Source organism: Chryseobacterium scophthalmum (assembly GCF_900143185.1).
In the GTDB taxonomy this organism is placed as follows: Bacteria; Bacteroidota; Bacteroidia; order Flavobacteriales; family Weeksellaceae; genus Chryseobacterium; species Chryseobacterium scophthalmum.
On the sequence record NZ_FSRQ01000002.1, the window covers coordinates 432,010 to 456,835 of the forward strand.

The following is a 24,826-nucleotide window of genomic DNA, read 5'->3' on the forward strand; positions in this document are numbered from 1 at the left end:
ATTAAAGGATTAGATATTATCAAAAAGTAATGCAATTTACAGTTGGAGGCGGAAGCTATCCGCAACCCGGAGAAATTTCTTTGGCTCATAATGGCGTTTTATTTTTAGACGAAATGCCGGAATTTAAAAGAACGGTTTTAGAAGTAATGCGACAACCATTAGAAGATCGGGAGGTCACAATTTCCAGAGCAAGATTTACGGTAAATTATCCTTCAAGCTTTATGTTGGTGGCTTCGATGAATCCTAGTCCGAGTGGATATTTCCCTGATGATCCTCAAAATACTTCTTCTGTTTTAGAAATGCAGCGGTATATGAATAAACTTTCGGGACCACTTTTAGACAGAATTGATATTCATGTTGAGGTGCAGAAGGTTGAATTTGAACAGTTGGCAGAAAAAAGAAAAGGCGAAAAAAGTGAAGACATAAGAAAGCGGGTTTTAGTTGCTCGCGAAATACAAAATGAAAGATACAAAGATTTGCCAATTAGCTATAACGCTCAAATTGGTTCAAAAGAATTAGAACAGTTTTGTGAGTTAGATGACGCATCTTTTAACCTTATTAAAATGGCGATGGAAAAACTAAATCTTTCAGCAAGAGCCTATGACAGAATTCTGAAAGTTGCCAGAACAATTGCTGATTTGGAAGAATCTGAAAATATCGTGTCTCATCATATTTCGGAAGCCATACAATACCGAAGTCTCGATCGGGAGTTTTGGAATGTATGATTAAAAAAGAGTGATTTACTAAATTTCAGATTAACATTATTATAAAATTTCATTCCCCTCCCATTAAAATAGTAATGAGTTGAAATTTATTATATATACAAAATAGGAGTAACCCGAAAAGCCTTTAAATAGAGTAGGGAATAAACCAAAATTACAAATAATGAAAAAAATTAGCTTTTTTTTCCTGCTTTGTGTAATTCTCGTCAGTGCACAAAGCCCGTTATCGAAATTCTCGGCTGCCATTTCTGGAGCAAATTCGGTAACATTTACCAATGAGAGTACGGGAAGTCCGACTTCTTTTACTTGGGAATTTACTGGAGGAACACCTTCCAGCTCTAACAGTCCGAATCCTAACGTGACATATACTACAGCAGGGATTTATACCGCAAAATTAACGGTTAATAATGCTTCTGGAAGTTCTGTTTCTACCAGAACTATTCAGGTTTCTGCAGCCAATGTAGTAGATCTTTGTACAGGAAGAAATGATGATGGTACTATTATGCCGGAAATTGGTGCTTCAGATAACGATTGGAAGTACACAGATCCCAATGGAGTAACGAGTACACCCATCACACGTCATTCTAATGCGGTAGGGTGGTATTCTGCTTCAACAGGAGGTGTTGCAGGAATTACAAGATGGATTACCGGAAACAATGTAATTACCGGAGACCATTATTATGAAAGTAAAGAATTTGAAATTCCAAACGGTGTAACAACGGCTGTTTTAAACCTTAGATCTTTATCTTTTGTCCGCAATTGGACTTATTTAGTTAAAAAAAATTCTGACGGAAGCGAAACTGAATCTTTGGTGACTGCTACAACCTGGATGAGTGACGGAGCTAAAGGATGGCTTAACAGTAGAAGTCCTGAAGTGATAAACTATCCTCTTACACCGGGTAAATATTATGTAAAGGTAAAAGTATATACAAATAATACAGGACAAAGACAGGCAACAGATGTGAACGCAAATGTAAATTTTGGTTTAGGATTTACGTTTTCACCGATTGCAGAGTTTTCTGCAACACCGACCTCGACAAATGTAGGAAGCAACGTTCAGTTTAGTAATCTGTCACAAGGTAGCCCTACATCGGTTTCCTGGAATTTTGAAGATGGAGCAAATGTTTTGACCTCGACACAAAATAATCCCACTGTAACTTTTTCAACCGTTGGGAATCATTATGCAGAACTTTCAGCAAATTACGGAAGCGGATTGTTGTCTTCATTGAGAATAAATGATTATATCCAGACTGCCCATATAAAAACTCCCGTAGTATCTTCTACTCAGCCATCTTGCAGTGTATCATCAGGAAGTATTACTGTGACTTCTCCTGCCACAGGTGTTACTTATAGTTTCGATAATGGCGCAAGTTTTCAGACGTCAAATACTTTATCAGGATTAGCTGCGGGAACTTATTTAATAAAAGTAAAAAATCAAGCAGGCTCTATATCAGATGCAGTAAGTGTTGTTATTAATTCAGCTTTAAATATTCCTCAAAATCCTGTTCTGAATATAGCACAACCAGCATGTGGAACAACTACAGGAAGTATAACTGTGACCTCACCATCAACAGATGTTCAGTATAGTTTTGATGGAGGAATTACTTATCAGGCTTCAAATGTAAAAGCAGGAATTGCACCTGGAACATATACTGTTGTGGTAAAAAACAATTCAGGCTGTACATCAACCGCAACTGCTACTATTGCTCAGTCGGACTGTAGAGACTGGACTAAGGCACCGAATTCTTACATCTATACAGGAAAAGATTCTAATAATAATGAGGTTGACGGTATTTATATTCCTGTAAAGAAGGCTTATGCAATGTGGAATAGTACTTCAACGCTTATTGCCGGGAATGCTCTTCCAAGTGGAACTATAACAGCGGATGTGCTTTGGGAAGATGTTCATGGGTTGATAAAAACAGGAGAAAATTATACGCTTCAGTTGGAAGGTGTAGGAGAAAATGCTAAAATAAAGGTTCCTGTTAGTAAAAATAAAGAAGGAAATGCAGTTGTAACATTCAAAATAAATGGTGAGATTTATTGGTCATGGCATATTTGGGTAACGGATGATCCTAGTAATGGATCTACTTATAAAAGCTATACTGCTGTGCAAAGGCAGTTAACCAATGGAACTCTTGAAAACATCCCTGATTCGGAATGGAAATGGATGGATCGAAACTTAGGAGCAGTATCTAGTTCGTTTACAGGATCTAATTGGGATAAAAGTGGAGGTCTCCTATATCAATGGGGAAGAAAAGATCCTTTTCCGTCTTTGGTAACTAAAGGAAATGATTTCTATGAGGTTACAGGTTCTATCAATCATAGAGTAAGACATTATGATTCTCATGAAACAAATCAGTGGGCAGGTACTTCACTTGATGCGTTAGAAAAATATATAAAAGTACAGGATGCAAACGTGAAAGATAACATTCGTCTTTCTATAAAAAATCCTTTAAGCTTAATTTATATAAGAAATAATGATAATACCAATCAAGCATTTTATAACGGTAATGCTAATCTACCTTATAATTGGTTTGGTACTTCTCCCTCACTAACATCAGATAAATTGGGAGAGCTTAATTTATGGTCAGATAATGCAGAAGGTAAAATAATAAACTCCAATTATAATTTTAACTCTCAGAGAAAACCATATAAAAATAAATCCTCTTATGATCCTTGTCCAAATGGATGGAGAATTCCATCATTATTAATAGCTAATCTTGGAAATTACAGTTATGTAAACGATGTTAGAATTGATTATACTCCTTTCGGATTAAACCCAAATGGAGCAACAACTGATAATATTTTGCCCAAAACAATAAAACCATCTAACGCTAATATGCCTGCATATATGCAGAATTTTAAAATTTACCCGTCGGTTGGTTTTGACATGACAAATATATCAGGAAATAACTTGGGTATTTTCCCAGGAACCGGAATGATATACAGCTATAATTCTGAATATACAGATCAACATGAGACTTACTTATGGACAGCAACTATGCCGCGATGGCAAGATGCTACACCTACGATAGCAGCAAGAAGTTTAAGATTAGTACCAGATCCAGGTCAGTATATTAATAGTTATAGACCAGATGCTACTAATTTTCCAAATGTTTGGGGTAGGTATGAGTATTATCCAATGTACACAAATCAGACATCTGATGGTCTGGCTTGCAGATGTATCAAAGATCCATTATTTGAGAAAAATAATTACAACTTTGCCACAACAACATCAGATTTCTTTACTGAAAGTGCACCAAAATACAGTGAGGGCTTATACAATCCAAATACTTATAACTTAGTAAAAAGTAGCAGTGTACAAACTCAGGAAATTCCTGTTAGCAAAGCATTTTCCGTTCAAAGTCAAATGCTAGGAAATACGGATATTTTGAATAATAATAAATTTAATAATCTAAAACCAAATGTTTTATGGACTACCAACACCAATTTAATCCAGAATATTTCAATGAGTGGGAGCCCTTCTACATTGGCAGATCTTAGCAATACCAAGATTGTTGTAAAAGTTAACCCTAATCAGTCAGGAAACGCAGTTGTTACCTTGCATAATGGCAGTATTACAAATCCGGTATACTGGAGTTGGCATATTTGGGTGACCAATTCGCCACTTACAAGTATTGTTTACACCACAGAGCAACCAGATGTGACTGCTACTAATTATATTAATTATATTAAAAAAGGGGTAACGGTTTTACAAACTGAATTTATGGATCGTAATTTAGGTGCAGAAGAAGCATTTCCTACAGTTGCTAATCCTGCTTTGCCAAATGCCGATGAATTGAATAAAATTAAATTATCTGGAGGGATGCAATATCAGTGGGGGAGAAAAGACCCTATTCCTCCGTTTGTAAACCCGGATGGTACTGCATACCAGATTCACTTGGGAAGTGTAAATACAGATGGAAGTATAACCTATAGCTCCCTTAACAGCAGTACTTACAATAATGCTAGCGGAAGCTATATTATTCCTTACAATACTTATACTAACGCTTCAAATGCTAATGTTGTAGCAACAGATAAAATAAATGTAAAAATGAATAAGGTACTTACTTACTCTATTCAAAATCCATTAGTATTTATGGTTCCAAGTAACTTTGCACCAATATTCTATAATCAGATAGCATATACAAACGGATCCGATTGGATTTCAAATGAAACCAATATTGCCGCAAACCGATGGGGCAGAGCAGATAAAAAATCACCATTTGATCCTTGTCCTAATGGATGGCGAATTCCAGATGTAGCTTCAGTAAGTTCTGATGCTCAATTAAGTAATTTTCCTTGGGGGAAAAAAGATGTGAATGAATTAGCTGCACAAAGCATTATTACTATTTATAATGGAACCAATGTTGGAAATGGTATGGGCTATCAATTTAATGATGCTGCTTATAAAATTGGGAATTATCCTTTTGTTGGTATTAGAGGATATAGACAAATAATGAAAAATGCCGCAGAAGGTGGTACCCCTGATTATACAAAACTTCACTCTTCTCTAACGGGAATATGGACGGCCTCTTTAAATTCTAATTATTATGGAAGAGCAAATAATTTTATAATAGACAGGTCTAATAATAATTTAGCTGTTCATAATGATAATGCAGACCCATATTTTGCGATGAACTGTCGTTGTGTAAAAATAAAAACTGAAGGAAATGATGAGCAGGGAGTTATTTTGCCAATGCCGGTTACGCCAAATTCAGGTAAGCAGGCTGTTGATGTCTTTGTGAAAAAAGAAATTGAACAAAAAAGAAATTCCGATGGTATTGTACTATATCCAAATCCTGTAAATACAATATTGTATATTGATGCTAATGATACAAAAGACTATTATTATCAGATTTATAATATGTCTGGACAACTCGTTAAAAAAGGCAAATTTGAAAACAAACAGACTAATGTTTCAGATTTAGTTACAGGAGCTTATCTTGTAAGAATTAATGATTCGCAAACTGTTGTAAAAATTATTAAAAAGTAGTGTGAAACTTAAAGTAAACCATTATTTAAAAATGCCCCTAAAATTTTTTAGGGGTATTTTTTTGCTGAATCTTTCAGTAAGAACTTACATAGAATTTTGTCTCATCATATTTCGGAAGCTATACAATACAGAAGTCTAAACCAAGAATTTTGGAATGTCTGATATAAATTAAATAAAAAGCACCCCTGAATTATTACTCAGAGATGCTCATTGAAACCATTTGTTGTTTTTCGTTATTCAACCCAAATCGAGATTAATTAGTTTACAGTCACTTTTAAGACATTTTGTACTGCCGGTACAGGATATTGAGTTCCGACTTTAGAAATAACAATGCTTTCTGCTTGAGGAGTTCCTCCAAATAAAGCTTGGCGATTTCCTGCTCCGGGATATTGATTAACACCCGTTCCCGAATCAAACAAAGTTGTTTTTGAGGTTAAATCTCCCTTAGTATTTGCATCAATACTTTGCTCATTCGCATAAAACCAGTCATTAGAAAAACCAAACATCGTTACATAGGCTATTTTATCTCCTGATGTATAAGAAAAGTTGGTCATCACTTTATTTCCTGGTGCTACAGGAGCATTTCCTGCGATATAAACTCCTTTTACATTAGACATAGCTTTTAAGCTGTTTTGAAGTTTCATAACAGCTCCAGTCTGAGAAACTTCTTTTAAACCATTACCAGAATCCAACTGTCCTAATTGATAAATAGGATTTTGGTTGCCGCTGTAAACTACAACCAAGGCTGGAGAAAGACCTGTCATTATCCCTGTGTTTGCATTAAGTTTCATCACCATTTTAGTGATATCTCCCATTTGCGCTATATCTGTAATTTCAGGATTTGATAAAGCATTGGGTGTGAAAAACGGTGCCGAATTAAGCAATTGCGAACCATTATAGTTTGAAACGGCCCAAACTCCCGGAGATAAAGGTGTCGCATTAGCTGTTCCTCCAGAAGTATTTGTTATCATTAAAGTAAATTCAGATTTCATAATGTCATAACTAAGATTTAGCTTGACCAATTGAGAGGCAGTCACACCTGGAACCTGAGCGATAGGATTGCTCTGAGCTGTTCCTGTTGTGTTGTCTTTTGTTCCGTTGTCCCACAATAAAACTTCTGAAGAAACATCACCTGTAATGGCATTTCCGTTAGCATCAAACAATTTTATTCCCGGTTGTTTTGATGCAAAGAACCAATCTTTGGATGCACCATACATGGTCGCAAACATCAAAGACTGTGCTTTTCCTGCACTGAATTTAACGGAGACAGATTCTCCGGGCATAATAACAGGAGTATTGGTTCCTTGAAAGCTGCCACTTTCTACAAAATCTTTTGGAGCGACAATATTTTCAAACGTAATTGTTTTTTCCATAGAGCTTTCCATCATCATATCGTCATCATCACAAGATGAAAGTCCGAAAATTGTCATAAACCCAAGGCTAAGTGTTGCTAGTTTTAAAAAGTTCTTTTTCATAAAAGTATTTTTTATAGTTATAATTGATTTATAATTATAGTCGGAGTTATTTAAAAATCCTGACAAAAAAATATCTTTTTATTGAAATTAAATATTTAAGGTGTTGGTTTTTAGTGTTTAAAATTTTAAAATGATTGATTTTTCTTGAAAAAGACTCATATTAGATTAATAAAAAAAGCAACAAAAAAACCGTGAAATAAATTCCACGGTTTTCAAAATATTTTTTGAGAAAATTATTTTTTCTTTTTTACAGGAGTTGCAATTTTGATTTTAGATTTACCAGTATCAGCAGGAGTATTTTCATCTCTTACTAATTTTAGTTCGTCTACAATTCTTCTTGCACCAGCATATTTGTCGATTGTCCAAAGAACAAAACGGATGTCCACACTGATTGTTTTCTGCCATTCGTTTTCAAAAACAATATCTCCACTTAATGCTTCGCTATTTCCATCGAAAGCGATACCGATAAGGTTACCGTCTCCATCAATTACCGGAGAACCAGAGTTTCCACCTGTAATATCATTGTTTGAAAGGAAGTTTACAGGAAGGTAACCTGCTTTGTCTGCATATTGACCGTAATCTTTAGCATTTTGAAGCGCAATTACTCTTTGTGGAAGATCAAATTCTTCGTCACCTGCTTTGTATTTACCTACTAAACCTTCCATTGTAGTGTAATAGTTATCAGTTACTCCAAAGTAGTTTCTGTCGTCTCTTACAGGTAAAGTATCAATTTGTCCGTAAGTAAGTCTCATGGTAGAGTTTGCATCCGGATAGAATTTTTTCTCAGGCATTGCTTTCATTAAACCAGCTAAGAAAAGACGGTTGTTTTTAGCAAAGCTGTCATCCAACAATACATATTTATCGTTTGATGTTTTTTGATCTGCAATAATTCCTCTTGCTATTTTCAAAAGAGGATCTGCATCCAATTTCAAACGATCAGGATTCATAATATAATTCGTCACAGAAGTTTTGTTAGCAAATAGAGACGAAAATGCAAGGTTAGATAAGTTTTTAGCATCCAAAGCCATCAATGTTGGAGAAGCTACATCAGATTTTACTCTCGTTTGGTAAAGATTTACCAAAGAGTTCAACATTTCTCCTTCAAGATTGGTGTTGATGTTATCGTACGCATCTTTTACAGCCGTTTCTAATTTAGCTTTCATTGCTAATCTTCCTGCCATATCTTGTTTTGCGTAAGCGTCTAATGCAGGGGCCAAACCGTTTGCAAGAGCAATGTATTTAGCATTTCTCATTAATAGAGAAGCGTAATTTCTTTCTACATTTCTGTTTGAAACTTGAGAGTAATAATTTTGAATTGCTTCTAAAACATCATCATACATTTCATTTCCTGGTTGCATCGCCCAGTCGTTGAATTTTTTCTCAAGTTCTCTTTTGTCAGTAATTGTACCGTTTTTTTCAACAGCATCAATTGTTCCCTGTCTGTTTTTCCAGTAGTTGGCAACAGAAGCATATTGAGAAGCATATCCTAATTGAGTCGTCTTATCTTTATCCATGTACTTCTTCATAATGTCCATCGCCATTTTAGAAGTCTCTACCCAAGCCGGATAATCTTTAGTAACCATTTGCTCAATTCCGTAAGAAGTTAAGTAACGGTTTGTTCTTCCAGGATATCCTAAAATCATTGAAAAATCTCCTGGCTTAATTCCTTTTAGAGAAACAGGTAAGAAATGTTTAGGTTTTAATGGAACATTGGTAGGCTTAAATTCTGCTGGATTTCCTGCAGCATCAGCATAAACTCTGAATACTGTAAAATCTCCTGTATGTCTTGGCCATTCCCAGTTATCGGTATCTCCACCAAATTTACCAATTGATGATGGCGGTGCACCAACTAATCTGATATCTTTATAGTCTTGATAAACAAAATAATAAAATTCGTTTCCGTTGAAGAAATCTCTTACAACAACAGTATATTTTCCATTTTCAGAATTTTCTGTCTGAATTGCTTTTGTTTCAGCATCAATTACAGCTTTTCTCTGAGCTGCAGACATTTCGTTGTTTAGTTTAGAATTGATTCTCTGTGTAGCATCATCCATTCTCACCAAGAATCTTACATAAAGATCTTTAGAATTGAATTCTTCTTTTTCGTTTTTTGCCCAGAAACCATTCTTTAGGTAATCTTTTTCAGGAGTAGAAGCCGCAGCTACAGCACCATAACCACAGTGGTGGTTGGTGAAAATCAAACCTTTGTCTGATACAATTTCTCCTGTACAAAAACCGCCAAAGCTTACAATAGCATCTTTTAAGCTAGAATTGTTTACAGAATAAATCTCTTCTGGAGTCAAACGCAGACCCTCTTTTTGCATGTCTACACCATTAAGTCTTTTGACAAGCATTAATAGCCACATTCCTTCATCTGCCCTCATTTGAGCAAAGCCTAATAAGAAAGTGAATAGTAAAAATATTCTTTTCATTTTATAAAATAATTTTTGTGGGGCTAAATTACTAATTTTTACGATAATTTGTCAGCAATTGGTATGAAAATGGGAGGGAGGATGATATGAAAAACATTTTATCATTTCTTTTTGCCTTTTTTATTCTAAATTTAGTTGTAAACTGTTCTGCTGTAAAGTCGAATAATCAGCACTACCAAAGAGAATGGATGATGGTTTCGTTTGATGGTTTCACTAAAGAACAGCTTGTGAAAAATAAAGCAGAAATCAACCTTACCGAACCTGTCAAAGATGGAAAAATAAGAGGAACTGCCATGATGGGTTGCAACAGAATGTTTTTTACCTTAGAATTTAAATCTAAAAGCAAAGTAAAAATTTCCGGATTGGGAAGTACATTGATGGCTTGTCAGGAAATGGAAATAGAAGATAAGTTTACAAAAGTTTTTGAAAAAATGACCCGATATGAAATTGATGGTCATTTTCTTACCCTTTATGATGATAAAGGCGCTCAGATGAAATTTGTTGCAGCAGACTGGGATTAATTTTCTTTTTTGTTCAACCAAATTTGCATAATCACAACTTGGATTTAAAACATAAATTTCCAAAATCAGAAATGAAGAAGCTAATGTGAAAGGTGAATAACTATTTCTTATACAGAGAAATAATGCAAAATTTTACCGGAAAATCCCTGTTTTTAAAGACTTGAGTTGCATTTATAAATTAAAAATGTTATCTTGTAAATCTCATAAATTATACAGAATTTAATGCTAGAAAAGAAACAACATAATTACGAAAAGGCAGTTTTGGTGGGCGTTGTCACTCAAAATCAGGATGAAGATAAGTTGCAGGAATATATGGACGAACTGGAGTTTTTGGCCTTCACAGCAGGTGCTACGGTAGACAGACGTTTTACTCAGAAATTAACCCAGCCCGATTCTAAAACTTTTGTAGGAAGCGGAAAAGCACAGGAAATAAAAGAATATGTAAAAGAAAACGAGATAGGAACCATTATTTTTGATGATGAATTATCTCCTTCTCAGCTTAAAAATCTTGAAAAAGAAATTGAAGTAAAAATTCTAGACAGAACCAATCTTATTCTTGATATTTTCGCACAAAGAGCACAAACTTCTTACGCAAGAACTCAGGTTGAATTGGCGCAATACCAATATTTGCTGCCTAGATTAAGCAAGATGTGGTCTCACTTAGATAAGCAAAAAGGGGGAATCGGAATGCGTGGTCCAGGTGAAACAGAAATTGAAACCGATAGAAGGATCATCCGTGACAGAATATCTTTGCTTAAAGACAAACTGAAGATCATCGACAAGCAAATGGCAACCCAGCGAAACAATCGTGGAAAAGTCGTTCGTGCCGCTTTGGTAGGGTATACCAACGTAGGAAAGTCAACATTGATGAATGCTATTTCTAAATCTGATGTCTTTGCTGAAAATAAACTTTTTGCAACACTGGATACAACAGTAAGAAAAGTAGTCATTGGCAATTTACCTTTTCTTTTAACAGATACGGTAGGTTTCATCAGAAAATTACCAACGCAATTGGTAGAATCTTTCAAATCTACTTTGGATGAGGTACGTGAAGCGGATCTTCTGATTCATGTGGTTGATATTTCGCACGAAAGCTTTGAAGATCATATCGAATCTGTGAATCAGATTTTAATGGAAATCAATGCGCATCAAAAACCGATGATTATGGTTTTCAACAAGATTGATGATTTCAGCTACGAGAAAAAAGATGAAGATGATCTTACGCCTGGCTCAAGCAAAAACGTCTCTCTTGAAGAATGGAAAAAAACATGGATGGCAAAATCTAAACATCCTGCAGTTTTCATTTCTGCTCTTACGAAAGAAAATTTCCCTGAAATGAAAAGGCTGGTGTACGACGAGGTAATGAAGATTCATATTTCAAGATTTCCTTACAACGATTTTCTTTTCGAATATTTCGATAACGACGAAGACGAAGCCTCAGAAAAAGAAGATTAATGAATTTCAGAATCGTATTCTTTCTACTTATTCTTCCGTTTTTTGGTTTGAGCCAAAAGACAAAGTTCGATTTGAAAAATATCGAAAAAAATCTCACCAATCCCAAATCTGTTTACAATTACGACAGACTTATTTTTAAATATAAGGGTCTTCCAAAATCTATAGACAGTACAGAAGCAGAACATTTGTACTACGGAAGAAATTTCAGAAAAGATTTGGTTTCCCAATCGGGAGACGATTTCAAAGAGTTAGCAGATGCTTTCAAAAGCAATAATTTTATAGAATGCATCAGGCTTGGTAAAGTACTTTACGCAAAAGATCCTACCAACCTTGATGTGATTCTTATCTTACTTCGTGCCTATGATCAGACAAAAGACATAGGGAACTTTTCGCATCACATCGCACAATTGCGACTTCTTACAGATGCGATCAAAAATTCGGGAGACGGTAAATCAGAAAAAACTGCATACAAAGTCAACAACGTGGGAGATGAGTATATTTTCCTTAATGTGATGAATGTAGGGCAAGGTTATACCAGAGCTTCTAAAACCCTGAAAGACGGCATTATCGACGTTTGGGAAAAAGAAGACATCAAAATTTATATCAAAGTACTTTATTTAGACTTCAATTTTTAAAAAACAAATTTATTGGAATTATATTATTCATTTTCAGCGCTCATCGTATTAGCATCCATTTTTGCATATATCAATTATAGGTTTTTAAAACTTCCGAGTACTATCGGTATTATGGTTATTGCCATCGTGGTATCGATCATTTTGGTTTTATTTGGAGAAAACTTTCTTCCAAAAACATTCGGTCATCTGAATGATTTGATGAACAGTATCGACTTTACCGAAGTTCTGATGGGAGCGATGCTTAATTTTCTTCTTTTCGCGGGAGGAATCCATATTAATATTAATGATCTAAAAGAACAGTTCCGGCCGGTTCTTATATTTTCAACAGCCGGGGTGATTATTTCTACCTTTATTGTAGGATTTGGGATGTTTTATTTGTTACCGTTGGTAGGATTAAAAATTCCTTTTATCTACTGTTTGGTATTTGGAGCATTGATTTCACCAACTGATCCGGTTGCGGTTTTAAGTGTTTTAAAACAAGCCAAAGTTTCAAAGTCATTAGAAACAAAAATTGCCGGAGAATCGTTATTTAATGACGGTATGGCGGTTGTAGTTTTCACGGTAGTTTTGCAGATTGCAGTTGGTGATAAAGTAGATTTAGGAGTAGAAAATATTACCATTCTATTAATGAAAGAAGCCGGAGGTGGATTACTTTTGGGTGTTCTTTTAGGTTGGATAACTTCAAGATTAATGCGTGAAATTGATGATTATATTATCTCAGTTTTAGTAACACTTGCAGTTGTAATGGGAGGTTATCTTGTCGCAAGACAAATGCATGTTTCGGGTCCTTTGACTATGGTTGCAGCAGGATTGTTTATGGGTAATTTTAATGTTAAATTTAAAATGAAATCCATCACCCAAGATTATCTGATCAAATTCTGGGAACTGATTGACGAAATTCTGAATGCCGTTTTATTCCTTTTCATCGGGTTTGAATTGTTGATGATTAAAGACTTGAATCATTATGTAATTCCTGGATTATTGGCGATTGTTGTAGTTCTTTGTGCAAGATTTGCTTCGATTTGGGGGCCTACAAAATTCATGTCTTTCAGAACAAGATTTAGTCCGCAAACAATAAAAGTGTTATTTTGGGGTGGAATTCGAGGTGGTGTTTCCATCGCTTTGGCGATGTCGATTCCTAAAAACGAATACAGCAATGCTATTTTAAGTATTACGTATTGTGTGGTGGTATTTTCTATTATTGTTCAGGGACTTACGATTGCTAAAGTTGCCAATCCAAAGAAGATTGCAGATGAAGAAAAAGAGCAGGAAAGTATTGCTTTAGAAGAAGGTCATTAATCCGTTATAAATCAATGAGTACAATTCTTAAAGAAATCAAAGAATCATTAGCGGTTTTATCCATTCCGGAAAAAGCAGCTTTTTTTCCTAAGTTTTTCAAAACAGGAAAAGGCGAATATGGCGAAGGTGATTTGTTTTTGGGGGTAAAAGTTCCGGATCAAAGAGCTGTTGCCAAAGAATATTATGCTAAAATTTCTTTAGATGAATTGAGCGAGTTGCTTTCTTCCCCTTATCATGAGCATCGTTTAACGGCTTTAATTATGCTGATTTCTAAATTTGAAAAAACGAAAGATTTATCCGTAAAAGAAGAAATCATTGATTTCTATCTTAAACATCTAGATTTTGTTAATAATTGGGATCTGGTTGACACGAGCTGTTATAAAATTTTAGGCAGGTATGCTTTTGAGAATCAAAAAGAAAACCTTTTGAGAACACTTGCTGATTCGGACCAAATGTGGCACAAAAGAATTGCTGTTGTAGGGACGATGCATTATATAAAAAAGGGTTCATTTGAATTAACGAAAGAGCTTGTAACACAGAATCTTTATCATCCGCACGACTTAATGCACAAAGCAAACGGCTGGCTTTTAAGAGAAATGGGAAATAAAAATGAAGCTGAATTGATATCTTATTTAAATCAATATTACAAAGAAATGCCTAGAACCTGTCTTCGTTATGCCATCGAAAAATTAGACGAAGAATTACGTCAGGATTATCTGAAAGGCAGAATTTAAACATGATTGATTTCACCTTTTGAAGAGGTAAATTAAAAATAAGTAAATTTGCGTTTCAACACGAACTTATGAAAATATATTTCAGGCATATTTTTCTGCTAATTTCTTTATTTCTTTTGACAAGTTGTTTTGATATTCTTGATAAAGTAAATGTCAAAGCAGACGGAAGCGGAGAATATTCGCTCATTCTGAATGCCAGTAAAAGCAAAACAAGATTGGCTTCCATCTCAAAAATGGAAACTGTAAATGGCAAGAAAGTTCCTAAAAAAGCTGAAATTGAAGCTAAAATTAACGAAGCTGCAAGAATTTTTAAAAACGTTCCCGGAATTTCAAACGTTAAAACTTCTATGGATTTTGACAATTACATTCTTAAATTAAGCTGTAATTTCAAAAAAATCGAAAATATTAATGCCGGATTAGAGCAGCTGAAAGCGAAGAATATTTTAGGAAAAATGGTTCCTACCCAAATTTACAGTCAGAGTTCAGACAAGAAATCTTTCACGAGAAATAAGATCAATACTTTTAAAAGTGATTACGACAAACTGAGTAAAGCTGATAAAGAGGTTTTTAACGAAGCAAAATACACTTCGATCTTACAGTTTGAAAACACCATTAAATCTCAATCTAATTCCACCTATTTATTGTCTCCCAACAAGAAAGCTTTAAAGCTGGACGGGAATATCTTAGACTTTATTCTTCAGAAAAAACAGATTCAAAATAATATTATTCTACAATAACCAACCTCAAAATATGAAATCTCTATTTTTAAAAACACAAACCATTTTTTTAATTCTTTTTGGTTTTGTGCTGACTTTTGCGCAAAATAGCATGAAAATTCCGCAAAATGCAGTTTTTTACATGGAAGTGAACGGAAAACAGCTTAATAAAAAAATTAACTGGGAAAAATTCAATCCTTTCTTACAGGAAATCACCAAAGATAAAGGCAAAAATAAAAAAGCTTCGTGGAACGATTATTCCAAAACGGGTATAAAATACGATGCAACTCAGTATCATTACGCAACAATGAATGATTCTGTGAAATCTTACAACACCCATTTCACTTTAGAAAATCCGGAAAAGTTTCAGGAATTTATCAATTCGGTAAAGAAAAAAGGACAGGAAGTAACCAAGAAAAATAATTACTCATACGTTGATATCGAAGATGATATTTTTGTTGCTTGGAGCGGAAACCGCGCAGTTTTAAGCTTGATGAGCTATGATAAACCATATAAATGGAATGATGATTATGCGGTTGACAGCGCTGCAACGGTTGTTGATACGGTAGCGATTGCGATTGATAGTGTGGCTGCAGCTTATGAGGAAGAAGTAAAGCCTTTTGATTATAAAGAAGAGATTAAATATCTGAAAGACGATATTAAATATTTAAAAGAAAGCATTAAAGATAATAATGCTGAAATTCTAAAGCTTCAGAAAGACATCAAATACCTTGAGAAACACCATAAATATCCTGAAGAAAAGAAAGAACCGGAAATCACCGAAGCGATAAAAGATTCTACTTACACACCAAATGTAGAAGTTTTGCCGCCGCCAATTTCGCAGGATGATTATTATAGTGAAGACTCTTATGAAGTAGATTCCAGTTATCAGAAAGAAATGGATTCGCTGAATATTGAAAAATTTAAAATCGTTAAAAAGTTTGCCGAAGATAGCTTTAATCTGTATTTCAATTCAAATGGTGAACTTTCGGTGACTAAAGATATGTTGAGTTTCAGAGATCCGAATTCTGATGTTTTTATCTATGCAGATTACGGAAAGATTGTGAACGAAGGAATCTACGGAAAAATGCCTGCAAGTTTCAATTTTACAGGTATTTTAGGTAAAATGTATAATTCGAATACTTCTTATAATCTGTATTTCGATAAAGATAAAGTAAGACTCGTTAATAATTATCAGCATAAAGATTCTGAAACCCAAAAGAATATTTCTGAGGTTTATAAAGGAAAGAAGAACAAAAAACTGGCTGCTTTAATCAACGATAAAAGTGTGGGTTATTATGTGATGAATGTGAATGGTTCTAAATATTTTGATATGATGTACGGTTTGTTGAAAAACACAGGGGAAACTGAATATCAGAAAGAAATGGAACTGATGATGGAAACGATGAAAATTGTTTTGGATGAAGAAGCTATTGCAAAAATTGCTCCCGGAAACGGAATTTTCGTTCTGAATGAATTGAAATCTAAAAACGTAGAATACACCGATTACGATTACGACGACGATTACAACGAGAAAGAAGTAAAGAAAACCAAAGATGTGATGGTTCCCGATTTTACGTTTGCCTTCGCTACGGAAAACGAAAACTATTGGAAACGTGTTTTCAATGTATTGACTTCCAATAAAGCTTTTGCCAAAAACTTCTCTAAAAATGGAGAGTTTTACGCCTTTAAAGACGAGAAGAATAAGAATGGATATGTTGATCAGTTATTTTTCACCGTGAAAGAAGGAATTGTTTATGTAACGACTTCAAAAGAGAATATCAATACCAACAATCAGTCTGAAATTTCTAAGCAGTGGATGAAAGATTCTTCTAAATATCCATTGTCTGGAAGATTAAATATTCAAAAACTTCTGATTGGCTTAGATAAAGAATTTAAAAGTAAATCTGAAAGAAAAACCCTTGATTTCTTAAGAAAAAATGTAGGTGAAGTTTATTTTAAAACTGAAGCAAAAGGCGGAAGCATTCAGACGGAAATGAATTATAATATTAAAAATTCTTCAGAAAACAGTTTGATGTATTTCTTCAATTTATTTGATGAAATATACAAGATTTCAGAGTCTGAAAAACCTTCAAAAACGTTATAAACAGTATCAATAGAAACGGGCTTTAGCCCGTTTTCTTAATTTTAATGTAAATTGGCTGTAGCCAAAAAAGATAATTTTGTAAGAAATTTATGAAGAAAAAATATATTTTTCTTGTCATCATAATCCTGCTTTCGGTTGGAATTTATTTTCTGTTTTTTCATAAAGATAAAAGCTTAAAACACATTCCCGAAAATGCAGATGTTGTTGTTTTAGTTGATGTTAAAAAAGCGACAAAACAATATATTTTCAGCTTTTTAACGCATCCTTCAAAATGGTTTGAAGATTCTAAAAAAGATAAAAACAAAATCTCTATTTCAGATTCTGGCTTGAAAATCCCGGATTTTCTGCAGATTTTTCATTTAGACAAGACCAAAATTTCTGAGTGGTACACTGTTTTAGAAATCAAAGATCAGGCGAAATTTTCAGCATTTTTAAAGAATCGCCAATTTGTAAATGATGGAAAAGACCAATTTAATAATAGTCAGTTTTTTATAAAAATTGATGGCGAAAAATGTATTGTAGGAACATCAAGCCTGAATTTCAAGAATATCGGGAAATCATTATCACAAAAATCCAGAAAGCAGGTTTTGAATGCAGATTCTTTTATGAATGATGGTTTAGGAAGCGTTTCTTTTATTTCGGAATTGCGCACTCAAAACTTTTCAATCAATGTAAAAGATGACAAAATTGAAATTAAAAATGAAACGAATTCTATCGATTTTGAATCATTAATTTCAGATTTAAATAATGAAACTCAATTTCTTAATGCTGAATTAGATTCAGAAAACATCAAAAAAATAAGTTCTGTTTTTAAAGAAAAGGTTTCAGATTCTTTATCAGTTAATTATTTGAAAATGAGTGCTAATCTTGCCGAAGTAAACGATACGATTATCAGTTATGGTTACGACGATAATTTTAATGAAATTGAAAAAATCTCTTATCAGAAAATCGTTCAGCCAGATTATGAAATTCTGCTTCAATGTTCCAATCCCAATAAAACTTTGGAATATTTCCAGCGTAAAAAATGGATGAATGCGCAGAATCAGTTTACTGCAATTCCTTTTCAGCCTAATTTAATTAGTTCGGATAAGAATGAGATTTCTATAAAGTCTACCAGAAAATCTGTAAAATTGAACAAAACAAAAAAGCAAAACTATATTTTCGTCAAAAATAATCCTCTCTTGTTTTCTTCGTTTAAAACGTTAAACAACCAAATTTTTAAAGAAGTAGAATATCTTTTTTACGGAAATAAAAATCAGGATTATACGGTGAAAATTAAATTTAAAAAAGAAAAATATCCATTAATTTTAAGATAAAACGAGATGTGTCCTCCTGAAATTGCTTTACTGAAAACGTGTACGCATTACTTTCTGCATTTGGCTTTTCCTGCAGTTATAGCTTTTGTTTTTTATCGTAATCAATGGAAAAGAGTTTATTTTATTCTTTTGGCGACAATGCTGGTTGATCTCGATCATTTATTTGCAGATCCTATTTTCGACCCCGACAGAATGAGTGTAGGTTTTCATTTTCTGCATTCTTATTATGCGATTGCGGTGTATTTTTTGCTGCTCTTTTTTAAAGGAAATTTAAGAATTATCGGCATCGGTTTGCTCTTTCATATGCTGACCGACTTGCAGGATTTTGTTTTGTGGTGTCATTAATTTCTAAGTTTTCGCTGAGCTGAAAAATTTTCTCACGGTCATTTATTATCAATCCTGATTTTGTAAGAAGCATTCACGGAAATAGGGTAGAGTTACTCAATGGAAAATCTATTTCTATTTCAACCAGTAAAAAAAGAAGAACTTTTTAGATTGTTGTGGATGTAATTTGCTTTTTACGGTGTATTTTTTGCTTCTCTTTTTTAAAGAATTTAAGAATAAATGAAATTGGCTGCTGTTTTTCATGTTGCTTGATTTTCAGTGTTTTGAATGATTTTCTTATTAAAATATTATTAATATTTTCTTTTAATATTGTTAATTTGATAGATTTTTTGTATTTTAGAGTCATTTTATGAAGCCAAAAGAATTTTTACAATACACCTATATTTTTCCCGTTCTTGCTGTAATTTACTACTTCGCAGGATTCATGGGACAAGGACTTATTTCTGATATTATTGCAGGAATTTTATTAACCGGAAGTGTTTTATCTGCGGTACATCATGCAGAAGTAGTCGCTCACAAAGTCGGCGAACCTTACGGAACGATTATTTTGGCGCTCTGTATCACAATTATTGAAGTCGCGCTTATTGTTTCGCTGATGGTTGCAGGTGGAGAACAGGCAATTACTTTAGCCAGGGATACGGTTTTTGCGGCCGTAATGATTATCTTAAATGGAATTATTGGTATTTGTGTATTGGTGGGTGGTGTAAAATATTTTGAACAGTTTTTTGCGCGAACTTCTGCTACAACCTATCTCGTAAGTATTGTTTCTATTTTGGTGATTACTTTGGTTCTTCCTAATTTTACTTCAAGCGTCAATGGACCTTATTATAATAATGCGCAATTGGTTTTTGTTTCTATTGCCTGTCTTGTCATTTATGGAGTCTTTTTAATGGTGCAAACCGTGAGACACAGAAGCTATTTTGTTCCTGCAGACGGAAATGCAGAAGAACATTTTATACCGAATAAAACACAGGCAATTGTGAGCTTTTTCTTGTTGGTTGTATGTCTGATCATTGTTGTTTTAATGGCAAAAGGTCTTTCTAAAACCATCGAAGATATGGTGCAAAGTATGGGAGCTCCAAAATCTTTAGTGGGTGTTATTATTGCGGGTGTTGTGCTTCTTCCGGAAGGTTTGGCGGCAATTCGTGCAGCGAGAAATAATCAGTTTCAGTCGAGTTTAAATTTGGCTTTAGGATCTGCTTTAGCAAGTATTGGATTAAGTATTCCCGCAATTTCTGCAGTGAGTATTATGTATGATATTCCTTTGGTTTTAGGTCTTGATAAGAAAGATATTATACTTCTTACTTTGTCTGTATTTATCGTGATGTTATCCTTAAGCCGAGGGAAAACCAACGTTTTGTACGGAACTGTTTTGTTAGTCAATTTAGCAGCCTATATTTTTACCGTAATTGTACCGTAATTTTAACTCGAAACAGAAAACTCGAAACACGTAACTCTAAATTTTTCTCGCCATTTCCATTTTATAAGACATCAGATTTGCAATGTTTTCAGATTTTGTTATGGCCATAGAAGCATTTTCACCTGTGAAATTCTCTTCAATTGTTTGTTTCCATAATTCAAGCCATCTTTCAAAATGTCTTTTTTCCATCGCTTCTAATTGGTTGATGGGAAAATGTACCGCCATCGGGTTTCCTTTGTAGCTCATTTGACCGAAAAGAATGCTTTCCCAGAATGAATACATTTTTGGTAAATGCTTATCCCAATCTACTTTTATGATGTCTTTAAAGAAGAAACCAATCGTTTCATCTTTTACTACTTTATCGTAAAATGAATTAACCAATAACTCTATATCTTCTCTTGATTCTAAATTTTTCATTGTAATGAATTTACCTTATCAAATTTAGTTTAATTCTAAATCTTAAAGAAGCTCCTTCAATTGATAAAATTCATGAAAACAATATTTTATCTTTGTAGTCTGCTTTTCGGCATATTAAAAAAAATGAATTGAATTTAGACTTTTATAAAACCCAAGCTTTACAGAAACAGAAAGAACACAAAAAGTTTTTGGATGGTTTAAAGAAAAAACCGCCTAAAAACCTCGATTATGTCGTTCAGGAAACTCATGAAGAAGTCTTTGAGAGGGTAGATTGTCTTCAATGTGCCAATTGCTGTAAAACCACCGGGCCGCTTTATACTGAAAAAGATATAGAAAGAATTTCAAAACATCTACGGATGAAACAGGCAGATTTTGAAAGTAAATTTCTGCGTGTAGATGAAGATAATGACAAAGTTTTACAAAATCTTCCGTGTTATTTTTTGAATGATGATAATACGTGTTCTATTTACGAAGTTCGGCCAAAAGCATGCAGAGAATATCCACACACAGACCGGAAAAAGATTTATCAGATCAATCATTTAATGATAAAAAACACGGTGATTTGTCCGGCTGCTTTTGAGTTTGTAGAAAGCATGATGAAGAATTTGAATAAATAGTTGCGGTTTAGAAAATGATAAATAAACAAGCCTTGAATAAACTTCAAGGTTTTTTTATTTATATTTGGTACTTCAAAAACGCAAAAATTTTAATTAAATAAATGATGAAAACTAAATTAGTACTCATTGCAACGATGTTTGCAAGCATTTCCTTGTTCGCGCAGGAAATAAAAATCAAAAAAGGAGAACTTTTTCTAGATGAAAAAGCAGTAGCAAAAGTTGATGATAAGGGCAGGATATACAAATTCAGCAACCTTAATGATAAACTGCAATTTACTGCGACTATTATCAACGGAAGAACAGTTGGAACACAGTCTGACAATGGTTGGGTAGAATACACAAGTACAAACAATATTGTAAAAGAGTCCAAACACACTGAAGGTGGGTTTACTCTCAGTATGGGAAAACTTATTGTTCAGAATGCTTTGGCTAACGGTCTTATTACAAAAGAAGGGATTGACGAAGCAAAAGTAAGTGAATTTTTCGTTGCCGAAGACCGTTCGCTTTCCGAAGCTAGGAAAAATAGTAACTCTGCTCAAAAAGCGGAAGCAACAAATGAGGATGCTACAGGAGTTTCAATCGATTATGATGGAAATATAAAAGATAAAGTAGGAAAGCTAATCGGAACAATATCAAGACTAAATATCGAGGCTTCGCAATCAAAATTCAAAAGCTCATCAATGATGGATAAATTTTTTGAGTATCGAGTTTTTGATGTCAATAAAATTCTTGTCGCAAAGCTTCCTTGTTCTGATAGTGATATGACGAATGAAAGCACAGGGTTAGTAATTTATACCTATGATAACAAAGAAATCCCAATGACTGCTAAAAATGGTCTCGAATTTAAGATTCCAATTGCAGTGGATAAAATTGCAAACCGAATGGTAAAAAAGCTGTATGCAAATGGCTATACTTTAGGTGATATGAAACCAGTTTTTGAAGTTTCCGCGAAGGCTGTTAGAGATAATGTAACCCAAAAATCTGAGAATGCAGAGAATAAAGCGAAAGCAGATTCTAAAAACATTTACAATATTGCAGGATATGTCATTAATAAAGAAGGTGAAAAAAAAGAAGGAGCTATAACTATTGAGTTTGAATCTATTGATGCGAAGTTAGGAAGGCAAAAAGGTATGGGTGACTTAACAAATTATGGTAGTACAGTCACATTAAATGTAAATGGTAAAAACGAATTTTATAAAGCTAAAGACGGTGTGAAATTTTGTGCTGGAGAAAAATGCTTTTTAGGCGTGTCTGGAACTAGTTCTTTAGGAGGGAATGTATTTTGTGAAATCGTTTCAGAAAATGACGGAAACTTTGTGTTAAATGATATGAAAACTCCAGAAGATTTTTTTATCAAATTATCTAATCAGCCAAAAGCAGTTTATCTAGGTGAAAAAGGCGCCTTCGGGAAAAGGAAGATTGAAAAGATTAAAGCGGTTTTTGATGAATATATGAAATGTTCAGCCTTAGATTTTTCTAAATATGATACCAAAACAAAAGAAGGGTTGATGCGGATTCTTGCAGACTATTCTCTTCAATGTAAAAAATAATATTTGTACTGTTTCATTTTTTACAAGACGTGGCTTGTCTCTTTTTCGAGTTTTTAAAAGTATAAAAAGTATTTGTATAAAACCTGAAATTTAATGTTTCAGGTTTTGTTTTATTTCCATTATCCTAAATTCCATCATTTTTTCAATCAAATCCAACGGTAAATCTTCTTTCAACGGAAATTGCACCGCACCTTTCGAAAACTTATATTTTCTTTTAATAAAATCATTTTCAAAATGTACAATTGCTTCCGGAAGTGGATAAAAACCAATGTGATTTTTATAAGCTGCAAAATAAACCAAAGGTTTCTCTTTATATTTAAAAGCAGGCATTTGATAACCAATATATTCTTCCAAATCAGGGCTTTGGGAGTGTATTGCTTTTCTTAAAATCTCCATTTTCAACTGTACTTCTTCGGGAAAGAGAAGAAAATATTCATTAAAATTTGTGAATGTATCTTTCATAGAAAATATTTTCATAAAAATAAAAAAAGCGCTGAACTGGACATTCAACGCTTTCCTCTTTCACTATTACTTTTTTCCCATTTATAATCCCGGGACAGGTTGTAAGAAAAAAGGTCGGGGAAACTTCCCGACCTTTATATTTTATACTACTCCTTGAGCAAGCATTGCTTCAGCTACTTTTACAAATCCGGCGATGTTAGCGCCTTTTACGTAGTTTACATAGCCGTCTTCCTCTTTACCGTAGTCTCTACAAGCTTTGTGGATTCCGATCATAATCTCTTTCAATCTTGCGTCAACTTCCTCAGAAGTCCAGTTTAATCTGATAGAGTTTTGAGTCATTTCTAATCCTGAAGTAGCTACACCACCTGCGTTAGAAGCTTTCCCTGGAGAGAACAATACTTTGTTTTCAAGGAAATAATTAATAGCATCTAAAGTTGAAGGCATATTGGCAGCTTCAGTTACACAAACGCAACCGTTTTCTACCAATAATCTTGCATCTTCTAAATGAAGTTCGTTCTGAGTTGCAGAAGGGATGGCTACATCACACTTCACTTCCCAAGGACGTTTTCCAGCGTGGAATACAGCTGAAGGATATTTTTTAGCATAATCTTCGGCTCTGTTATTTCCTGAAGCTCTAAGCTCTAACAAATAATCAATTTTTTCACCGTCAATTCCGTCTTTATCGTAAATATAACCGTCCGGTCCTGAAAGTGTAACCACTTTACCACCCAGTTCATTTACTTTTTTGATAACTCCCCAAGCTACGTTTCCGAAACCTGAAACAGTTACTGTTTTATCTTTAAAAGTTTGTCCGATAGTTTTCAACATTTGCTCAGCAAAGTAAACAACACCGTAACCAGTCGCTTCAGGACGGATTAATGATCCACCGTAAGCAAGACCTTTTCCGGTAAGAACTCCTGTAAATTCGTTTCTTACTTTCTTGTACTGACCGAATAAATATCCGATTTCTCTTGCTCCAACACCGATGTCTCCTGCAGGAACATCTGTTTCAGGACCAATGTGCTTGCATAATTCTGTCATGAAAGCCTGGCAAAAACGCATTACTTCCATATCAGATTTTCCTTGAGGATCGAAGTCTGAACCACCTTTTCCACCTCCCATTGGAAGCGTAGTTAAAGAGTTTTTGAATACCTGCTCGAAAGCTAAGAATTTAAGTACAGAAAGGTTTACCGTAGGGTGGAAACGAATTCCTCCTTTGTAAGGTCCGATTGCAGAGTTCATCTGAATTCTGAAACCTCTGTTTACCTGAATTTCACCTTTGTCATCAACCCATGGAACTCTGAAAATAATAATTCTTTCCGCTTCAGCCATTCTCTCTAGGAGCTTCATTCCGGTATATTCTTTTCTGGTCAAGATAAACGGAATTACAGTTACAGCAACTTCTTTTACTGCCTGTAAAAATTCCGGTTCGTTAGGATTTTTTGCCTCAATTTTAGCAATAAACTCCTGGATTTTCTGGTCAATATTATATTGTTCCATATTAGGTAGGGTTGAATATTATGCCAACAAATTTAATTTTTTTTTCAAGATTCACAATAGCATATTTGATAATTGCTGAAAATTGAATAATAATGAATCAAAAT

At 34.0% G+C, this 24,826-nt stretch carries 18 protein-coding genes and 1 pseudogene; 14 read left to right on the forward strand and 5 right to left on the reverse strand.

Annotated elements, in window-relative coordinates:
* Window positions 1-41: 41 nt before the first annotated feature.
* Both BUR17_RS12235 and BUR17_RS20570 read left to right on the forward strand, forming a co-directional pair.
* Window positions 42-725, forward strand: a pseudogene (locus BUR17_RS12235) (YifB family Mg chelatase-like AAA ATPase); the annotation flags it as partial.
* Window positions 726-885: 160 nt separating this feature from the next.
* Window positions 886-5,721, forward strand: a complete 4,836-nt coding sequence (locus BUR17_RS20570) for a PKD domain-containing protein (protein ID WP_084550598.1) — start codon at window positions 886-888, stop codon at window positions 5,719-5,721.
* Window positions 5,722-5,978: 257 nt separating this feature from the next.
* Here BUR17_RS20570 and BUR17_RS12255 read toward each other — a convergent pair whose 3' ends face one another.
* Together BUR17_RS12255 and BUR17_RS12260 are read right to left on the reverse strand one after the other, a co-directional pair.
* Window positions 5,979-7,196: a spondin domain-containing protein gene (locus BUR17_RS12255; protein ID WP_074230651.1), complete on the reverse strand. Its 1,218-nt coding sequence runs from the start codon at window positions 7,194-7,196 to the stop codon at window positions 5,979-5,981.
* Window positions 7,197-7,429: 233 nt separating this feature from the next.
* Window positions 7,430-9,628: a S46 family peptidase gene (locus BUR17_RS12260; RefSeq protein ID WP_074230652.1), complete on the reverse strand. Its 2,199-nt coding sequence runs from the start codon at window positions 9,626-9,628 to the stop codon at window positions 7,430-7,432.
* 86 nt (window positions 9,629-9,714) lie between these two features.
* Between BUR17_RS12260 and BUR17_RS12265 the strand changes: the two genes are divergently transcribed.
* The 10 genes from BUR17_RS12265 (at window position 9,715) to BUR17_RS12315 (ending at window position 20,176) form a co-directional block, all read left to right on the forward strand.
* On the forward strand, window positions 9,715-10,149 hold the full coding sequence (locus BUR17_RS12265) for an META domain-containing protein (protein ID WP_074230653.1): 435 nt from the start codon (window positions 9,715-9,717) through the stop codon (window positions 10,147-10,149).
* Between the two features lie 222 nt (window positions 10,150-10,371).
* Window positions 10,372-11,604 carry a GTPase HflX gene (gene hflX / locus BUR17_RS12270; protein WP_074230654.1) on the forward strand — a complete coding sequence of 411 codons (1,233 nt, stop codon included), beginning with the start codon at window positions 10,372-10,374 and terminating at the stop codon, window positions 11,602-11,604.
* The gene (locus BUR17_RS12275) at window positions 11,604-12,239 is read left to right on the forward strand and encodes a DUF4919 domain-containing protein (protein WP_074230655.1); all 636 of its coding nucleotides are present in this window, start codon (window positions 11,604-11,606) and stop codon (window positions 12,237-12,239) included. Before hflX ends, BUR17_RS12275 begins: the two co-directional genes overlap by 1 nt.
* Window positions 12,240-12,251: 12 nt before the next feature.
* Window positions 12,252-13,538 carry a cation:proton antiporter gene (locus BUR17_RS12280; RefSeq protein WP_074230656.1) on the forward strand — a complete coding sequence of 429 codons (1,287 nt, stop codon included), beginning with the start codon at window positions 12,252-12,254 and terminating at the stop codon, window positions 13,536-13,538.
* A gap of 14 nt (window positions 13,539-13,552) precedes the next feature.
* A complete protein-coding gene (locus tag BUR17_RS12285) occupies window positions 13,553-14,272 on the forward strand; it encodes a DNA alkylation repair protein (RefSeq protein WP_074230657.1) in 720 nt (239 codons plus the stop codon).
* 68 nt (window positions 14,273-14,340) lie between these two features.
* Entirely contained in the window at window positions 14,341-15,009 is a 669-nt protein-coding gene (locus BUR17_RS12290; RefSeq protein ID WP_074230658.1) for a hypothetical protein, read from the forward strand.
* Window positions 15,010-15,022: 13 nt separating this feature from the next.
* Window positions 15,023-17,095 carry a hypothetical protein gene (locus BUR17_RS12295; RefSeq protein ID WP_074230659.1) on the forward strand — a complete coding sequence of 691 codons (2,073 nt, stop codon included), beginning with the start codon at window positions 15,023-15,025 and terminating at the stop codon, window positions 17,093-17,095.
* 89 nt (window positions 17,096-17,184) lie between these two features.
* A complete protein-coding gene (locus BUR17_RS12300) occupies window positions 17,185-18,411 on the forward strand; it encodes a hypothetical protein (RefSeq protein ID WP_074230660.1) in 1,227 nt (408 codons plus the stop codon).
* A 6-nt stretch (window positions 18,412-18,417) separates the two neighbouring features.
* Window positions 18,418-18,756, forward strand: coding sequence for a DUF6122 family protein (locus tag BUR17_RS12305; RefSeq protein ID WP_074230661.1), 339 nt, complete (start codon window positions 18,418-18,420; stop codon window positions 18,754-18,756).
* A gap of 349 nt (window positions 18,757-19,105) precedes the next feature.
* Window positions 19,106-20,176, forward strand: coding sequence for a calcium:proton antiporter (locus BUR17_RS12315; RefSeq protein ID WP_074230663.1), 1,071 nt, complete (start codon window positions 19,106-19,108; stop codon window positions 20,174-20,176).
* A gap of 36 nt (window positions 20,177-20,212) precedes the next feature.
* Here the strand turns inward: BUR17_RS12315 and BUR17_RS12320 are convergent, their stop codons facing one another.
* Window positions 20,213-20,593: a group III truncated hemoglobin gene (locus BUR17_RS12320; protein ID WP_074230664.1), complete on the reverse strand. Its 381-nt coding sequence runs from the start codon at window positions 20,591-20,593 to the stop codon at window positions 20,213-20,215.
* Window positions 20,594-20,721: 128 nt separating this feature from the next.
* On the opposite strand from BUR17_RS12320, the gene BUR17_RS12325 reads away from it, so the two are divergent.
* Both BUR17_RS12325 and BUR17_RS12330 read left to right on the forward strand, forming a co-directional pair.
* Window positions 20,722-21,210 (forward strand): YkgJ family cysteine cluster protein, encoded by a 489-nt coding sequence (locus tag BUR17_RS12325; RefSeq protein WP_074230665.1) that lies wholly within the window; start codon window positions 20,722-20,724, stop codon window positions 21,208-21,210.
* A gap of 104 nt (window positions 21,211-21,314) precedes the next feature.
* Window positions 21,315-22,760: a hypothetical protein gene (locus BUR17_RS12330; protein WP_143747582.1), complete on the forward strand. Its 1,446-nt coding sequence runs from the start codon at window positions 21,315-21,317 to the stop codon at window positions 22,758-22,760.
* Window positions 22,761-22,850: 90 nt separating this feature from the next.
* On the opposite strand, the gene BUR17_RS12335 is transcribed toward BUR17_RS12330, so the two are convergent.
* Both BUR17_RS12335 and gdhA read right to left on the reverse strand, forming a co-directional pair.
* Window positions 22,851-23,222 (reverse strand): iron chaperone, encoded by a 372-nt coding sequence (locus BUR17_RS12335; RefSeq protein ID WP_143747583.1) that lies wholly within the window; start codon window positions 23,220-23,222, stop codon window positions 22,851-22,853.
* Between the two features lie 141 nt (window positions 23,223-23,363).
* Complete coding sequence (gdhA, locus tag BUR17_RS12340; RefSeq protein ID WP_074230667.1) at window positions 23,364-24,722, reverse strand: NADP-specific glutamate dehydrogenase; 1,359 nt, start codon at window positions 24,720-24,722, stop codon at window positions 23,364-23,366.
* Between the last annotated feature and the right edge of the window lie 104 nt (window positions 24,723-24,826).

Coding starts and splice junctions, on each gene's coding strand:
- BUR17_RS20570 (WP_084550598.1), top strand. CDS start 886: ATGAAAAAAATTAGCTTTTTTTTCCTGCTTTGTGTAATTCTCGTCAGT.
- BUR17_RS12255 (WP_074230651.1), bottom strand. CDS start 7,196: ATGAAAAAGAACTTTTTAAAACTAGCAACACTTAGCCTTGGGTTTATG.
- BUR17_RS12260 (WP_074230652.1), bottom strand. CDS start 9,628: ATGAAAAGAATATTTTTACTATTCACTTTCTTATTAGGCTTTGCTCAA.
- BUR17_RS12265 (WP_074230653.1), top strand. CDS start 9,715: ATGAAAAACATTTTATCATTTCTTTTTGCCTTTTTTATTCTAAATTTA.
- hflX (WP_074230654.1), top strand. CDS start 10,372: ATGCTAGAAAAGAAACAACATAATTACGAAAAGGCAGTTTTGGTGGGC.
- BUR17_RS12275 (WP_074230655.1), top strand. CDS start 11,604: ATGAATTTCAGAATCGTATTCTTTCTACTTATTCTTCCGTTTTTTGGT.
- BUR17_RS12285 (WP_074230657.1), top strand. CDS start 13,553: ATGAGTACAATTCTTAAAGAAATCAAAGAATCATTAGCGGTTTTATCC.
- BUR17_RS12290 (WP_074230658.1), top strand. CDS start 14,341: ATGAAAATATATTTCAGGCATATTTTTCTGCTAATTTCTTTATTTCTT.
- BUR17_RS12295 (WP_074230659.1), top strand. CDS start 15,023: ATGAAATCTCTATTTTTAAAAACACAAACCATTTTTTTAATTCTTTTT.
- BUR17_RS12300 (WP_074230660.1), top strand. CDS start 17,185: ATGAAGAAAAAATATATTTTTCTTGTCATCATAATCCTGCTTTCGGTT.
- BUR17_RS12305 (WP_074230661.1), top strand. CDS start 18,418: ATGTGTCCTCCTGAAATTGCTTTACTGAAAACGTGTACGCATTACTTT.
- BUR17_RS12315 (WP_074230663.1), top strand. CDS start 19,106: ATGAAGCCAAAAGAATTTTTACAATACACCTATATTTTTCCCGTTCTT.
- BUR17_RS12320 (WP_074230664.1), bottom strand. CDS start 20,593: ATGAAAAATTTAGAATCAAGAGAAGATATAGAGTTATTGGTTAATTCA.
- BUR17_RS12330 (WP_143747582.1), top strand. CDS start 21,315: ATGAAAACTAAATTAGTACTCATTGCAACGATGTTTGCAAGCATTTCC.
- BUR17_RS12335 (WP_143747583.1), bottom strand. CDS start 23,222: ATGAAAGATACATTCACAAATTTTAATGAATATTTTCTTCTCTTTCCC.
- gdhA (WP_074230667.1), bottom strand. CDS start 24,722: ATGGAACAATATAATATTGACCAGAAAATCCAGGAGTTTATTGCTAAA.